Annotated in this window: 10 protein-coding genes and 2 pseudogenes; 8 read left to right on the forward strand and 4 right to left on the reverse strand. The window is 55.6% G+C overall.

Features of this window, described 5'->3' with window-relative positions; genetic code table 11:
* Positions 1 to 223: 223 nt before the first annotated feature.
* Complete coding sequence (gene lepA, locus RMSM_RS10710) at positions 224 to 2,023, forward strand: translation elongation factor 4 (RefSeq protein WP_008695247.1); 1,800 nt, start codon at positions 224 to 226, stop codon at positions 2,021 to 2,023.
* A gap of 268 nt (positions 2,024 to 2,291) precedes the next feature.
* The gene (locus tag RMSM_RS10715; protein ID WP_008695248.1) at positions 2,292 to 3,767 is read left to right on the forward strand and encodes an ammonium transporter; all 1,476 of its coding nucleotides are present in this window, start codon (positions 2,292 to 2,294) and stop codon (positions 3,765 to 3,767) included.
* Here the strand turns inward: RMSM_RS10715 and RMSM_RS10720 are convergent.
* Positions 3,764 to 5,031, reverse strand: a pseudogene (locus tag RMSM_RS10720) (MFS transporter). The gene RMSM_RS10715 and the pseudogene RMSM_RS10720 sit on opposite strands and share 4 nt — an antisense overlap.
* 113 nt (positions 5,032 to 5,144) lie before the next feature.
* On the opposite strand from RMSM_RS10720, the gene nth reads away from it, so the two are divergent.
* Positions 5,145 to 5,798 (forward strand): endonuclease III, encoded by a 654-nt coding sequence (gene nth, locus RMSM_RS10725; RefSeq protein ID WP_008695251.1) that lies wholly within the window; start codon positions 5,145 to 5,147, stop codon positions 5,796 to 5,798.
* A gap of 121 nt (positions 5,799 to 5,919) precedes the next feature.
* On the opposite strand, the gene RMSM_RS10730 is transcribed toward nth, so the two are convergent.
* On the reverse strand, positions 5,920 to 7,164 hold the full coding sequence (locus RMSM_RS10730) for a BaiN/RdsA family NAD(P)/FAD-dependent oxidoreductase (RefSeq protein ID WP_008695252.1): 1,245 nt from the start codon (positions 7,162 to 7,164) through the stop codon (positions 5,920 to 5,922).
* 136 nt (positions 7,165 to 7,300) lie between these two features.
* On the opposite strand from RMSM_RS10730, the gene RMSM_RS10735 reads away from it, so the two are divergent.
* On the forward strand, positions 7,301 to 8,458 hold the full coding sequence (locus tag RMSM_RS10735; protein WP_008695254.1) for an aminotransferase class I/II-fold pyridoxal phosphate-dependent enzyme: 1,158 nt from the start codon (positions 7,301 to 7,303) through the stop codon (positions 8,456 to 8,458).
* Between the two features lie 240 nt (positions 8,459 to 8,698).
* On the opposite strand, the gene RMSM_RS10740 is transcribed toward RMSM_RS10735, so the two are convergent.
* Entirely contained in the window at positions 8,699 to 8,974 is a 276-nt protein-coding gene (locus tag RMSM_RS10740) for a hypothetical protein (RefSeq protein ID WP_008695256.1), read from the reverse strand.
* A 255-nt stretch (positions 8,975 to 9,229) separates the two neighbouring features.
* Between RMSM_RS10740 and RMSM_RS10745 the strand changes: the two genes are divergently transcribed.
* A complete protein-coding gene (locus tag RMSM_RS10745; protein WP_008695257.1) occupies positions 9,230 to 9,526 on the forward strand; it encodes a hypothetical protein in 297 nt (98 codons plus the stop codon).
* Positions 9,527 to 9,586: 60 nt separating this feature from the next.
* Here RMSM_RS10745 and RMSM_RS10750 read toward each other — a convergent pair whose 3' ends face one another.
* Positions 9,587 to 12,025, reverse strand: a complete 2,439-nt coding sequence (locus tag RMSM_RS10750) for an ATP-binding protein (RefSeq protein ID WP_040765535.1) — start codon at positions 12,023 to 12,025, stop codon at positions 9,587 to 9,589.
* Between the two features lie 241 nt (positions 12,026 to 12,266).
* Here RMSM_RS10750 and RMSM_RS10755 point away from each other — a divergent pair, with 241 nt between their 5' ends.
* The 3 genes and pseudogenes from RMSM_RS10755 to RMSM_RS10765 all read left to right on the forward strand — a co-directional run.
* Entirely contained in the window at positions 12,267 to 13,106 is an 840-nt protein-coding gene (locus RMSM_RS10755) for a purine-nucleoside phosphorylase (protein WP_008695259.1), read from the forward strand.
* A 102-nt stretch (positions 13,107 to 13,208) separates the two neighbouring features.
* Complete coding sequence (locus RMSM_RS10760) at positions 13,209 to 14,087, forward strand: purine-nucleoside phosphorylase (RefSeq protein ID WP_040765545.1); 879 nt, start codon at positions 13,209 to 13,211, stop codon at positions 14,085 to 14,087.
* A 224-nt stretch (positions 14,088 to 14,311) separates the two neighbouring features.
* Positions 14,312 to 14,679 (forward strand): annotated as a pseudogene (locus tag RMSM_RS10765) (hypothetical protein); the annotation flags it as partial.

A 14,679-nucleotide genomic window follows, 5' to 3' on the forward strand; every position in this document is an offset into this window, starting at 1 on the left:
GGAATTTCGTGTTCGCACCTTCGAGAATGTGTTCGAGGGAACGACAATTACCTTCGCCACGCTTGGTGGTGACGCCGGATACTTGGGAGTCGCCGGTTACGCACGACGCCGATACAACAAAGATCAGGGCGTCAAAAAATAAGGCTTACTCCAAGTCAAATTCGCGAGTATTTCTCGTTTAACCCGTTTCTTACCTCGGCCTCCGAACGGCCAAAGAACCAATATGTCAGCCCACATTCGTAACTTTTGCATTATCGCCCACATTGACCACGGCAAGAGCACATTGGCGGATCGATTGCTCGAACACACCGGCACCGTCACCCTGCGTCAAATGAAATCGCAACTGCTTGATGATCTGGCGCTCGAGCGTCAACGTGGGATCACGATCAAAGCGCGTGCGGTGACGATGCGATTCAAACGCGGCGGCAAAGATTACGAATTGAACTTGATCGATACTCCCGGTCACGTCGACTTTCACTACGAAGTCTCGCGGTCGTTGGCATGTTGCGAAGGCGTGCTGTTGTTGGTCGATGCCTTTCAAGGGGTCGAAGCTCAGACAGTGGCCAATGCCTATGCGGCGATGGAACACGATCTAAAGATCATTCCCGTGATCAACAAGATCGACCTGACTCATGCTAGGCCCGATGAAGTAGCCGAAGAAATGATGAACTCGTTGGGAACCGATCCCGATGAATGTGTCCGCGTCAGCGCAAAGACCGGTGTCGGCGTCGATGAATTGCTCGACGCCATCATCGAGAAAATCCCCGCACCCACCGGCGACCCCGAAGCTCCGCTTCAAGCGATGGTCTTTGATTCTAACTATGACGATTTCCGTGGCGCGATCACGTATATCCGTGTGATGAACGGAACGGTTCGCAAAGGCCAAAAAATTCGCTTCCTGCGTGCGGGGTCGACGCACGATGTGATCGAATTGGGACGTTTTGCACCAGCACGTGAATCGTGCGACGAGCTTAAAGCTGGCCAAGTCGGCTACTTGATTTGCAACATCAAGAGTCTTGGTGACGTGCATATCGGCGACACCGTGGGGCCTGCGGGCAAAGACCTGGTGGAACCCTTGCCCGGATATTCACGTCCGAAACGGATGGTTTATTGCGGTTTGTTCCCTAGCGATGGTCAGGATTTTACCGAACTGCGTGATGCACTTGAGCGGCTCTCGATCAACGACCCCAGTTTTGAATTCGAACCCGAAACCAGCGAAGCGCTTGGGTTCGGGTTCCGCTGTGGCTTCCTTGGTCTGCTGCACATGGAGATTGTCCAACAGCGATTGGAGAACGAATCGGATGTCGACTTGGTGCAAACCGCACCGAACGTGACTTACGAAGTCGTCAACAAACGGGGCGAGACGCTGACGATCCACAAACCTCAAGACGTTCCGGATCCCGGTGATATCGAAGAATTCCGTCAACCCATCGTTCGCTGTAGCGTGATTGTGCCCAATGATTTCATCGGCGCGGTGATGAAGCTTTGCCAAGAACGCCGTGGCATCCAAAAATCGCAAGAGTACCTTGGGGCGCAACGCGCGATGTTGACTTACGACATCCCGCTGGCCGAAGTCGTTTACGATTTGCACGACAAGATCAAAAGCTGCACCAAAGGCTACGGTACGCTCGATTATGAAATGGTCGGGTACGAACCAGCCGACCTTGTCCGTATGGACATCATGGTCAACGGCAACCGTGTCGACGCCCTCAGCGTGGTATGTCACCGAGCGGATGCCGATCGTCGCGGGCGAGCGGTCGCCAAGAAATTGAAGGCCGAAATCGAACGCCACATGTTCGAAGTCGCAGTGCAAGCGGCCATTGGAAGCCGCGTGATCGCTCGCGAAACCGTTCCAGCCATGCGAAAAAACGTGACCGCGAAATGTTACGGTGGTGACATTACGCGAAAACGCAAATTGCTGCAGAAGCAAAAAGAGGGCAAGAAACGGATGAAGGCGATTGGCAATGTGGAAATTAGCCAAAAAGCGTTCATGGCCGTGCTGAGTGATTCCGAAGGGGGTTAAATCCTCGGGGGGCGAATACCTACGCTTCTAGCAGACGTCGACACGCATTATCCTTAGGGTCTATCTCAGGGTGCCGGCGGAGGCATCCCGTTCCAGTTGACAGCGTCTATTCGTGTGGAAAAACAGGTGTCCCATTTTCAGATGGGAACAAAGGCGGCCTGGTTTTTATGTGCGGACAGAATCCCCCGCCTCGGGTGGGTCGTTGTTTCGGTGGTAAGCACTTCTAGAGGATCAATACGGTGAAGCAGACATTATTTATCGGTTTTTTTTGGCGTTGCTGTCTTTCGCCGCCCAGCCTAGTCCGATTGCGATAGCGCAAGACGACGTCGCGGTTGTGGTTGCGGAGGATTCGGTGGCGGAAAGTTCAGAGACTCTTTCCATCAGCGATCCGCTCGCTGCCGATGTTGAGGCTGTGGCTGCCACTCCAGCCGAGTTGGAAGAAAAAATCGCGGCCGCCGCCTTGGCTGGCCACAACGCTTGGATGTTAACCAGTTGTGCCTTGGTTCTATTTATGACCGCACCTGGTTTGGCGATGTTCTATGGCGGTCTGGTTCGCCGCAAAAATGTGCTTAGCGTTTTAATGCAGTGCATCTTCCTGATGGGCATGATGACAGTGCTGTGGGCCGTGGTTGGATATTCGTTGTCCTTTGGCGGCTCCGGCGCCTGGGTAGGTAACTTTGACTATCTGTTTATGAACGGCGTCCAACGCTACTGGAGCGATGCTGCCGGCGGCCCGGTCACACCGATGTTAAGCGACGATATTCAAATCCCGATGCTCACCCACATGCTGTTCCAAGGCATGTTCTTTATCATTACTCCCGCTCTGATCTGCGGTGCATTCGCCGAGCGAATGAAGTTCAGCGCGATGGCAGTCTTTTCTCTGTTGTGGGGATTGTTGATCTATTGCCCGTTATGCCACTGGGTTTGGGACGGTGGTATTTTGGCGTACGGATCCGAGCATGCGTTTGCGGGCGGAGCCTTGGATTTCGCCGGAGGCACGGTGGTTCACATCAGCAGCGGAATCTCGGCCTTGGTCGCCGCCATTTTGATTGGGCCTCGTATGGGATATTTGCGAGAACCGATCCAGCCTCACAATCTTACGTTCACCGCCTTGGGCGCGGCGATGTTGTGGGTCGGATGGTTCGGTTTCAACGCGGGCAGCGAATTGTTGTCCGATGACCTAACCAGCAGTGCGTTTGCCGTCACTCACTTTTCCGCTGCCGCCGGTGCGTTGGCTTGGGTGCTGACCGAATGGTGCATTCTGAAGAAACCAACCGTCCTGGGCGCAAGCAGCGGCGCGGTCGCTGGATTGGTCTGTATCACGCCAGCCGCCGGATTCGTGCAGCCGATGCCCGCGTTATTCATGGGCGCGTTGGCAGGCATCGTTTGCTATTTCGCTTGTAGCAAACTGAAACATGCGCTGCGATACGATGACGCGCTTGACGCGTTTGGGGTCCACGGTGTCGGTGGTACACTCGGGGCGGTGTTGACGGGGATCTTTGCGACACGAGCGTGTTGGAATATCTCGGGCGACAGCAAGCTAGGTTTGATTGAAAGTGGCGATCCGAGCTTGCTGATCGGCCAAGTCGTCGCCATTGTGGTCACGTATGCGTTCGCAGGAATCGGCAGCTTGATCCTGTTGAAGTTAATTGACGCTGTGATTGGGTTACGCGTTCACGCCGAGAGCGAACAACGTGGATTGGATATCACCGACCACGGCGAAGAAGGTTACACGTTCGCTTAGGTTTCACCAACGCGAAATAGCAAACTCACTGCAGCCGTGATCATCAAGATCGCGGCTGCGGTCGTTTGTGCGGTCGTGATCGACGATGCTTCGGCGAGTTGCCCCCATAGAATGGATCCGGTGGTCATCGAAAACGCCATCGCCGTCAAATAGCACCCCATGCCGCGGGCTCGCATCCGAGCAGGAAGAGTCATCTGGGCGGTGGAGTTCAATGTCGTCAGCGTCATCATCCACGTCGCCCCCATCAGCAACGTGGCGGCGCACACCGTGAACGTCTCGGTGTTGTTGGCGAGCGTAGCTAAACCGATTGCGAACCCCACCATCGCGATAGCGATCGTTTGGTCGGCACCACGATGCCGTTGGAAATGAGGCAGCGTCCAAGCGGCAAACACCGCTCCGACACCCACACATCCCACCAGAAAACCAAACCCGCTGGCGCCCCAGCCGAGATGTTGTTTTGCGACCAGCGGCAGCAGCGACCATAACGCGCTTCCGGGCAACACGAACAACACCACGCCCAGGATGGTGTGCCGCATCGCCTTTGTTTTGGTGACGTAGCGAAGCCCTTGGTACATCGACAGGCGAAACGACAGTCCGCGTGAGGATTCACGGCGTGTTCGTTTCCATGACAACAAAACGGTCAACACTCCGGCAAACGACAAGGCGTTGATTGCAAACGCCGTCCACACACCGGCCATCGCGATTAAGATGCCGCCCAAGGCAGGGCCCACCGCACGGGCGAGATTGAAGCTGATACTGCCCAGCGCTACCGCGCGAGCGAGTTGAGTTTTGGGGACAAGTTCGGGAATCGATGCTTGCCAGATCGGGACATGCACCACCATGCCTAGCCCAATGACAAAGGTAAACACCAGCAGCAGCTTGGCCGTGATCATGTCGCTCAGCGTCAGCGAAGCCAGTGTTGCAGTGCAAGCACAGAGGACAAACTGGGTGCCGATTAACATTCGCCTGCGGTCGATGCGGTCACCCAATACACCGACGGGAATGGCTAAGAAAATAATCGGCGCCGCCATCACCGTTCGCACGGCAGCGACCATCTCTGGCGAGGGGTCCAAGCTAGCCATCAACAACCCGCGCCCACTTCGTGAATCCAAGTGCCAAGGTTCGAAGCCAGTGACGCAAACCAAAACGCACGGTACAGCGGGATTTGCAGTGGGGCCCAAGCCGACGATGATGTCAGGGTACGGGTGGTGAAAGCACCGGCCAACGATTTAACCTTGTTCCGACCGCGGTCATCTCGATCCATCAAGCAATTCCTCGACGCGGGGGGCCAGAGATGGTAGAAGTTCCCTCAAAAGACAACAAAACGTAAATGACGAGCGAGTCCAACCGGGCTCGCCAACGCAGGATAACGAAAAAGTGAAGAAACAGGAACGAGCCGACCATGTGCGGCAAAGACTGAGTGTGCTGTACCCCGATCCCCCCATTCCGCTAGATCACACCGATGAGTTCACGTTGTTGATCGCGGTCCTGCTGAGTGCGCAGTGCACCGACAAGAAGGTCAACGAAGTGACGCCAGAGTTGTTTGCGGCCGCCAGCACACCTGAGGCCATGGTAGAGCTAGGGCAAGAAGAGATCTTGCGTTTGATTCGTCCGATTGGTTTGTCGACCAACAAGTCAAAAAGCATTTACAAACTGTCGCAACTGCTGCTCGAGCGACATCAGGGCGAGGTGCCGCGATCCTTTGCCGAGCTCGAAGCATTGCCAGGCGTGGGGCACAAAACCGCTTCGGTGGTGATGGCCCAGGCGTTTGGAGTTCCTGCGTTCCCCGTGGACACGCACATCCATCGACTTGCCCAGCGATGGGGGCTGTCCAGCGGCAAAAGTGTGGTCGACACCGAACGCGACTTGAAAAAGCTGTTCCCTGAGTCGTCGTGGAATGACCTACATCTGCAAATCATCTATTACGGTCGCGAGCACTGCACCGCGCGAGGCTGCGATGGCACCAAGTGCGGCCTGTGTGTCGAGCTCTATCCCAATCGCAAAAAAGCCGTCGTCTGGAACAAACCGTAGCGAAAGCTCGCCAAGACTTTCGGCCTCTTAAGATCACACGATCAATGACTGTCCAAATTGAATAACACCGTAGTGGAATTCGCCAGAATTCCACTACGGACACTTATTGATCGAACGATCCTTATCCCTCCGCCGTCGCCGCGGCGATTCCCGCCGCTCTTCCGGTGCTGAACGCGGCTTGGAAATTGTAGCCGCCGATCCAGCCATCGACGTCCAGCACTTCGCCTGCGATATACAGACCCTTCGCGACTCGGCTTTCCATCGTTCGTGGATTGACTTCTTTCAAGCTGACGCCACCCGCGGTCACCTCGGCCTTGCTGAATCCACGAGTTCCCGTGATCGGCAACGCCAGTTGTTTGATACCGGTCACCGTCGCGCGTCGGCCAGTCTTGGTCAGTTCAGCGATTGTCGGGTCACCACACATCTCGCTGGCGACGGCCGTGGCCAACCGGCTTGGCACCCATTGGTTCAGCACATTGGAAAGCCGGCGTCGTCCCGCACCGCCAGCGGTATCACACAAGGTTGCTTCGATCGCTTCGGCCGATACATCGGGAGCCATGTCGAGTTGGACGCGAACGCGAGACAATTTTTCAGTCAGTGTGACGATCCGGCTGACATCCATTGCTGCGGGTCCCGAGAATCCAAAGTGCGTGAACAACCAAGATGAACGCCGGCTCATCGACTGTTTCGACTTTTTGGCTTCGGAGGTTTGGTTTTCTGCTGTCACGACACAGTCCTCTAATGTGATGCCCGATAACGCCTTGGTCCACTCGAAGCCACCGGTCAACGGCACAAGGGCGGGACGTGTGTCGACGATCGAGTGCCCAAGCTTTTCAAGCCAGCCATAGCCATCACCGGTGGTCCCACAACCGGGCCAACTTCGGCCACCAGCGGTCACGATCACTCGGTCCGCAGCGTAGCTCTCGTCGTCTGTTTCGATCAGCCAATGTTCGTCGCGACGGGTCAGTCGCTGGACCGATTGTTGGCGAATAATCTGCACCCCGGACTCGACCGCCTGCCGCTGCAATGCATCGCGGACTTCGATCGCACGATCGCTTTGCGGGAACACTTTGCCGGTGCTTTCGACCTTGGTTGCCACTCCTAAATCGGCAAACATACGAACAACTTCCGATGGCGGAAACGCCCCGATCGTCGGTTGCAGAAAGCGAGAAGCATGACCGAATCCGGGCAGGATTCCGCGTGCGTCGGTGTCGTGAGTGACATTGCAGCGAGTCCCACCTGACATCAGGATTTTGACGCCCGTCTTGGTGTTTTTTTCCAGCAGAATGACGTTGGCACCGCGTTTTGCCGCTTCCGCGGCCGCGACCATTCCAGCGGCTCCGGCACCAATGACAACAATTTGCATAAGGGATTCGTATGAGCAAAAAAGGAAGGGGAGAGGGGGCTCTCCCGCGTGTATCGTCTGGCTTGTCGGCCAGTCGGGCTTATCATAACCTTGGCGAAACATTCCTACGACGCCCACACCCCGCAATGCGATCGTTATGCCCTCGTTTGACTATCTCGCCGATCGGCTTGCCGAATTGAGCTCGCAACATCGCCGGCGATCACTCGTGCCTCGGCGACCTGAAGGCGTCGAGTTCGTGGACGCGTCCAGTCGTCGGTTGATCAATTTCGGCAGCAACGACTATCTCGGCTTGGCGACGTCGCGACCGCCGATTGAGTCGCTTCCATCCGAAACCGGCAGCACCGCCAGTGCGTTGGTGTGTGGATGGACCCCGCTGCATCAACAGCTCGCCGACACGATCGCCAAATTCGAGTCCACTGAATCGGCGGTATTATTCCCGAGTGGTTACGCTGCCTGCAGCGGCACCGTGGCCACACTCGCCGAAGCCGGTGATGTGATCCTCAGCGACGCACTGAATCACGCCTCGCTGATCGATGGCTGCCGGTTGTCGCGGGCGGAGTGTGTCGTGTATCCGCATCTTGACCATGAATTTGTGGCCAATGTTCTGAAACAGCGGCGGCACGAATTCACGCGAGTTTGGATTGTGACCGATGGCGTCTTCAGCATGGACGGCGACGTAGCTCCCTTGGCTGCGCTCAGTGACATTGCCGAACAGTTCGATGCCTCTGTGATTGTTGATGAAGCCCATGGCACGGGCGTGTTAGGCGAAACAGGCAGTGGCCTCTGCGAAGCCTTGGGAGTCAAGGATCGCGTGGCCATTCGGATTGGCACACTGAGTAAAGCGATCGGCTGCCAAGGCGGCTTTGTCGCAGGTCCGGCGGTGGTAACGGACTATCTGGTCAACCGATGTCGTTCGCTGATCTTCAGCACGGCACTCGCACCAACCACCGTAGCCGCCGCGATCACCGCATTTGAATTATTGGAAAGCGAACCCGAACGCCGTCAACGGGTGCAGTCGCTTGCCAAACATGTGCGTGATCAATTGTCGCTATCGACAACGTGTGCGATCGAGAACTCGGTCCCAATCGTGCCGCTGATTATCGGCGAAGATGCGAACGCGATGACTGCCACCGAGTCGCTCATGGAATCCGGCTTTTTCGTCCCCGCGATTCGTCCTCCGACGGTCCCCTCCGGCACCGCGAGACTGAGGTTGTCCCTTTCCGCATCGCACACCGACGTCATGGTCGAATCCCTACTCAACGCAATCAAAAGATGCGGCATCAACGTGGGATAGGCTTCCAGTCTGTCATCGGCAACGGACGGAAAGAAACCAAGCTGTGAAATTTGGCGTCGAGCGAGTTGTTAGTACGCGGATCAACATCAATGAAGGCTTTACTAAGCCAGTTCCCTATCTTCGTTCGCTCGGCAGATGTCGTCATGGAACTTGCAGACAGGCGTCACTTGCGGTGATACGCGGTGAATCGCGCCAATCGCTTTTACAAAACGACAGGCTGCGTAGTTTTCCGCCACATCTTCATACCTTTTGACCCAAGCCCGGCGAGTGGAAATCTGTGATGACCTCTTCTCGAATGGGAAGTCCGTCGGCTCCGTTGTAGCGAACCTTCTTTTCTCGCCGGGGCAATTTTTCACCACGGTCGATTCGATTGAATGCGTCGCGAACGCGATCATCGGCGTGTCGCTGAGCCTCTTCGGGGCTGATGTCCGACCAGCCGAATCGCCGCACGGTGACTTGTCGGTTGGAGTCACGTTTTTGAATTCGCGACTCCGCCCAAAATTCAGGAACGATCATAGGACTTGTTTTCCAAATCGAGAGTGTTTTTTTTATGTTTTCGCGTCCATAGCCCGGAGGGCGGAACACGGACTGCCGGTGGCGTAAGCCACCGGATACTAGCTCAACTCAATGCCACATAGCCCGGAGGGCGACACACGACCGAGCGGGTGTGTCGCCCGCTGGGCTGGGGCGTGCTGCAATCTTCACCCATAAGGCGATTCGCGGTCTGCCATAGCTTCTGGCAAACTCGCATCCCACTTACAATCCACCACCATGAACACACAACGACAAATCGTGACGGGGATTTCGCTCGATGCTGCGGGGCAAGCGGCGATCGATCCTTCGCTCCAGGATGTATTGTTTGACCTTGCTCTGAACCTTGAATCGCCCACAAGCTTGCCAGTCGATATCGAGCATGTCGTCGCTGCAATCGTCATCGCGGCGCGTGACAACCAGCTTGATGCAGACCACGTCATCGTGGCGAATGATGATGACTTGATCAAGGTTTTGACGCCGCATGTGAAATCGGTGTTTGCACTTTACGGCGGGCGACTTGGACGTGACGAGTGAACGCGACGGTGGTGAGCATGTATACGCTATGATCGCGGAGCGATCAGCGACAAAGGGTCATCAAAATAACTTGGTCGCAATGCCGGTCGAGTCGACGGACCAGGGAGTCCAGAGGATGATCGGGTCGGTGACTTTCAAGTCGCTCTTGCGCGGTGCGACGACCGTGGTGTCGAGCTGCAAATTTTTGACGTCGTACTTTTCACTCAGTACCGCGATCTCTTCTTGCAACTCCTTGTCCAACTCCGTCATCTCCAGCGCTAATTCGCGAGCGGTTTCTTCGGCGCGGGCGACGTCGGCACGCTGTTGTGCCGCCCGCCCGACTCCACGTGCGGCCGTGGACATTTTAGAAACGTTCGTGCGGCTGGCGACTTTGTTGCCAAGGAACGCGCCCAGGATCGAGGCTCCGAACGATAACACCGTCGACAATTTTGCTTGCGAGTACTGTTCTTCTTCCACCGCGATGCGGTCGTTGGCTGCTTTCAACCGTTTGTCCAACGCTTTCATTTTGCCAGCGAACTTGTCACGAAGTTTCTCGGTCTCTAAATCCCGCTCTTCGCGTGCCGCTTGTTGAAAAAACGCTCTCGCTTGTCCTTCATCGAGTCCTCCGGGAGCGTAGCTGCCTATCAGCGGACTCTTGTAGAGTGTCATGGCGTAATGCCGATATAGAAAATCTTTGAACTGTTTTTCGTAGCTCTTGAATTTTTTGGCGTTGCGCAGCTCATTGGGCAGGTCGCTGAATACGTATTCTTCGTTGGCTTGATCTGAAAGCTCGGCATCCTCTGGCGCCGGCTCGCTCGCCTGCCATAATTCATCGGGCACTCCGCTACCACAACGCACGATCAACTTCAGGTCTTGCCACGAGTCGAGGTCGGCCGACGCACGGACGTGGTGCAGTGTGCCTTCGGCGTAAACCGACGGTCGATAAACGAGACGGCTGCCGTCGAGTGCAGACTCAGTGGCGACAAGAAATTTTTCCTTCACACCACTGGGGACAACCGGTCGGGTCGGAGTCGATGAGGTGTCGTCGAGCGATTCGGTCTTCGCTTCTTCTCGTTTGTCTTGCAGTTTCTTTTTGCGGTCGTCCATCAAGCGACTGATTTGGTCGCGGGCCAGCGGGCCTGCCAAAAACGACAGTGCCCAGCGAGTTTGGAAGGTGCTCGGGGCGTCGTCATGGACGTTATTCATCAGAAAGACACGATTCCCCAGTGCCGCGAGTTTTTGTTCCATCGCGGCACGATCGAATGGTTGCCCCGATTGCGCCGCCGAACCCTCGAGTCCCTCCAGCACGCGTGCCTTATCGCGTTCCGTTTGCAATCGCCCCAGGAACCACGTGCCGATGTTCGAGAGTCCTTTGTAATCCAAGTCGACTGGGTTTTGCGTCGCCAGCGTGATGCCAAGACCGAAGGCTCGTGCTTGTTTCAGTAGCGTTAACATCGGTGGCTTCGATGGCGGATTAGAAACCGGCGGAAAGTAGCCTGCGACTTCGTCCATGTAAAACATCGCTCTCAGCGAACTGGTACCACTTTGAGTCCGCATCCACGCGAGTAATTCATTAAGCAAGATGGTGACGAAGAACATGCGTTCGCTGTCGCTCAGATGGGCGATCGACAGAATGGTGAGTCGCGGTTTGCCTTCGTCGGTATAAAGCAACTTGGAAATTGATAATGGTTCACCCTCCAACCACGTCGAAAACGCAGGCGATGCAAGTAAGTTGTTCAATTGCATCGCCAACTTGGCACGATCTGACGATGGCATGAACGAGTCCAAATCGAGCACGCCGACGCGTTGGATCGGCGGCGATTGGATCAATCCGATCAGGTCGCCGATCTTGACGTTTTTGCCTTCGCGCCAACAAACATCCAGGATCGACGAGATCAAGATGTGCTCGCGCGACAACAGCGGATCGGCGTTGATTCCCATCAAGGTCAATAGTCCCGATGCCGCACCGGTGATTCGTTCACGCATTGCATCGGAGTCGTTGAGCAATTCTGCTGGCGGTGCATCAAAACTTTTCAGCACCGTCAACGGAATTCCCGCGTTGCTGCCGGGAGTGTAGATGGCGATATCAACGCTGTCGCGAAATTTCGCGATTCGGTCGCCATCTTGTCCCCAGCTGGCCAGTCCTTTTCGCCACGTCGTTGCTTTGTCCGTTGCCAATTGGTCGAGTGTCATTGCTTTGCGTGTCGCTTCGCCGGAATCGAGCCACGGCTTGAATTCCGCGGGTTTTAGCTCGGGGAAGGTTAGCAACAGATTCCCCAAGTCGCCTTTGGGATCGACGCAGATGGCGGGAATGCCGTCAATTGCGGCTTCTTCCAGCAGCGAAAGACACAAGCCCGTTTTGCCGCTGCCGGTCATCCCCACACACATCGCATGCGTGCAAAGATCTTTGGCGTCGTACATCAGCAGGTCATCGCTGAGTTTGTCGTTGGCCAGATCGTAATGGCGACCGAGATAAAAGGAGGCCAGTTTCTCGAAAACATCGGCAGAGGGAGATGACATGGGAAGCGTGATGTCCAACGAGTAAGAATACATTAACTAAGGCGATGAACTCGAATTGATCGCGATCGGAAACAAATCGGAAAAGATTAAGCGAGGGGGGCGGCGGATCAGTCAAGCAGCTACCTATTGCTAAATCTTAACCGAAAAAGGGATGGTCGCGGACGACGCTCGGGCGCGCTATGATACCCACCTTCGACTGGCTCGCCCTAACATCTTCTGCCTCCTTTTTGACGACAGTGCCATGCTTGATTTGTTCGACAAGATTGAAGACGCTTGTAAAAAAATTCGAAGTGAGTTTTCGCAGACGCCAAAGGTCGGTATCATCTTGGGCACCGGGCTCGGCGGACTTGCCGAACAGATCGAAGTCGAAGCTTCATTCGAATACGGGGACATTCCCCATTTTCCGACATCGACGGCGACGAGCCATCGAGGACGCTTGGTATGCGGGCAATTAGCTGGCGTACCAGTCGTGGCCATGGAGGGCCGTTTTCATCAATACGAAGGCTACCCTCTGAAGCAAATCACGCTTCCCGTCCGCGTCTTCAAAGCTCTCGGTGCCGAGCTTCTCGTCGTCAGCAACGCGTGTGGCGGTTTGAATCCCTATTTTTCAAACGGCGACATCATGGTCATCGAAGACCAAATCAATCTGATGGGTGATAACCCGCTGATTGGTGTCAACGATGATCGATTGGGACCTCGTTTTCCCGATATGTGCGAACCGTACGATCAACAATGGATCGATCGCACGATGGAATTGGCTCGCGGTGAATCGATTCCGATTCACAAAGGTGTTTTTGTCGCGGTCACCGGACCCAATCTCGAAACACGCGCCGAGTATCGTTTTCTGAGAATGATTGGGGCCGATGTCGTCGGGATGAGTACGGTTCCCGAAACCATCGTCGCGGTGCACTGTGGTTTGAAAGTGGTGGGGCTTAGTGTAATCACTGACATGTGTTTGCCCGATGCACTCAAGCCAGCCGATGTCAACGAAATCATTGCGACGGCGAATGCCGCAGCACCGAAATTGGAAACATTGGTTCGCGGCATCGTTAGCGAAGCCGGCCAAGTTCGCATTGCTTAACACATTGCCGTTGATCGCTGCCGCGATCGAAACGAATCGGTCGCGGGTCGGTTGGCGTCCGGCATGATTTTTTGGGGCAACCGGATGCAGCAGAATCTTTCCATGGACGTACACTCAACCGCGAACCGCTATCTCGATCACATTGACCAGGCGGCTGAGTTTCTGCGTCGTCAATCAGACCGCGTCCCTACCGTTGCGATCATTTTGGGCAGTGGGCTCGGTGGTTTGGCGGAAAAGATCCAGCATCCGGTGGTGATTCCTTTTCCTGATATCCCTGGTTTTGCTGCGTCGACCGCATCGGGACATCGAGGTCAATTGATCTTGGGTGAATTGGAACAGACCCGTGTGGTTGCCATGGCTGGTCGTTTTCATCGCTACGAAGGATGGAGCCGAGCGGAGGTTTCTTTTCCTGTTTTTGTGATGGCACGGCTCGGTGCGACGCAGTTGGTCGTTAGCAATGCGGCTGGCGGAGTGAACCCAAAGTTGAACGTCGGCGACATCGTCGTGATTCGTGATCACATCGATTTTATGCGAGGCGAATTTCAACCGCCGAATTTAACGCCGCAGGGGTCGGGTTTGCCCGAGGGGACTTTCGGTTTTTCACCGCTTCGGCATCGGGATGTCTACGACCCTGAGTTGTCGAGCATTGCGATGCAGGCGTCCCGAGAACACAACTTTGCCGCCTACGAGGGGACTTATTTGGCTACGCTTGGCCCCAATTACGAGACTCGGGCCGAGTACCGGATGATGCGGCGAATCGGAGCCGATGTGGCTGGAATGAGCACGGTGCCTGAGGTTTTGGCCGCTGCCAACTTGGGGATGCGAACGTTAGGATTGTCGATGGTCAGCAATGTCGCCAATCCCGATTCGGCAGTGGTGGCCAGCCATGACGAAGTTCTTGCTGCAGGCCTTGCCGCAGAAGGTAAAATGGAGGCAATCGTCCGCGCCGTATTGCGAAAGACTTCCTCGCACTCGAAATGATATCTCGCCCCTCAAGCATAACGAGCCATCTCCGATGGTAGGTTCAAGGTAGACCGGACCAAGTAAAAGGCAACGCGGAGCTGAAACCTTGCTCGTGTCCCGCTCGTAGTCTCAGCTGAAGTCGTCAAGACCGCGAAGACACATGAGTTCTGGTGCCCTAAAATGAAGCTTTGCCGCAGCACCCGCTGCGTTTCCCCCACATTGAAAAACAGAGTCATTCTTCTATGTCTGCTGATGAAGCCGGATCATCGCTCAGCGGTGCAATGCCTCCGCCAACGCATCAGTTTTCGATGCAGGCGATGAGCGACTCGGAATTGATCGCGGCGATTCACGCGGTGCCCAAGTTCGCGGATCCCAACGTGCTTCCTCAAATTAAAATTGACGGGGCAAACGGCCAGCATGCCGCACTGATGCGACTGAATCATCCTGTACGACTTCAGATCGAAGGTTCGTTGGGTGATTACGCGTATGCGTACAATGCCGAAGCTGATATTCGCCAAACCGGAAACGTCGGCCACGGCGTGGGAGAGGGCATGCGAAGTGGTGCGGTGCGGATTCGTGGCAATGCAGGCGTCGGGGCGGGCGCAGCGAT

It is taken from the genome of Rhodopirellula maiorica SM1 (assembly GCF_000346295.1).
GTDB classification, from domain to species: domain Bacteria; phylum Planctomycetota; class Planctomycetia; order Pirellulales; family Pirellulaceae; genus Novipirellula; species Novipirellula maiorica.

What these genes read in the sequence shown, in the direction of transcription:
- RMSM_RS10745 (WP_008695257.1), top strand. Translation starts at nt 9,230, where the DNA reads ATGAACACACAACGACAAATCGTGACGGGGATTTCGCTCGATGCTGCG.
- RMSM_RS10730 (WP_008695252.1), bottom strand. Translation starts at nt 7,164, where the DNA reads ATGCAAATTGTTGTCATTGGTGCCGGAGCCGCTGGAATGGTCGCGGCC.
- RMSM_RS10735 (WP_008695254.1), top strand. Translation starts at nt 7,301, where the DNA reads ATGCCCTCGTTTGACTATCTCGCCGATCGGCTTGCCGAATTGAGCTCG.
- lepA (WP_008695247.1), top strand. Translation starts at nt 224, where the DNA reads ATGTCAGCCCACATTCGTAACTTTTGCATTATCGCCCACATTGACCAC.
- RMSM_RS10750 (WP_040765535.1), bottom strand. Translation starts at nt 12,025, where the DNA reads ATGTCATCTCCCTCTGCCGATGTTTTCGAGAAACTGGCCTCCTTTTAT.
- RMSM_RS10740 (WP_008695256.1), bottom strand. Translation starts at nt 8,974, where the DNA reads ATGATCGTTCCTGAATTTTGGGCGGAGTCGCGAATTCAAAAACGTGAC.
- RMSM_RS10755 (WP_008695259.1), top strand. Translation starts at nt 12,267, where the DNA reads ATGCTTGATTTGTTCGACAAGATTGAAGACGCTTGTAAAAAAATTCGA.
- RMSM_RS10760 (WP_040765545.1), top strand. Translation starts at nt 13,209, where the DNA reads ATGGACGTACACTCAACCGCGAACCGCTATCTCGATCACATTGACCAG.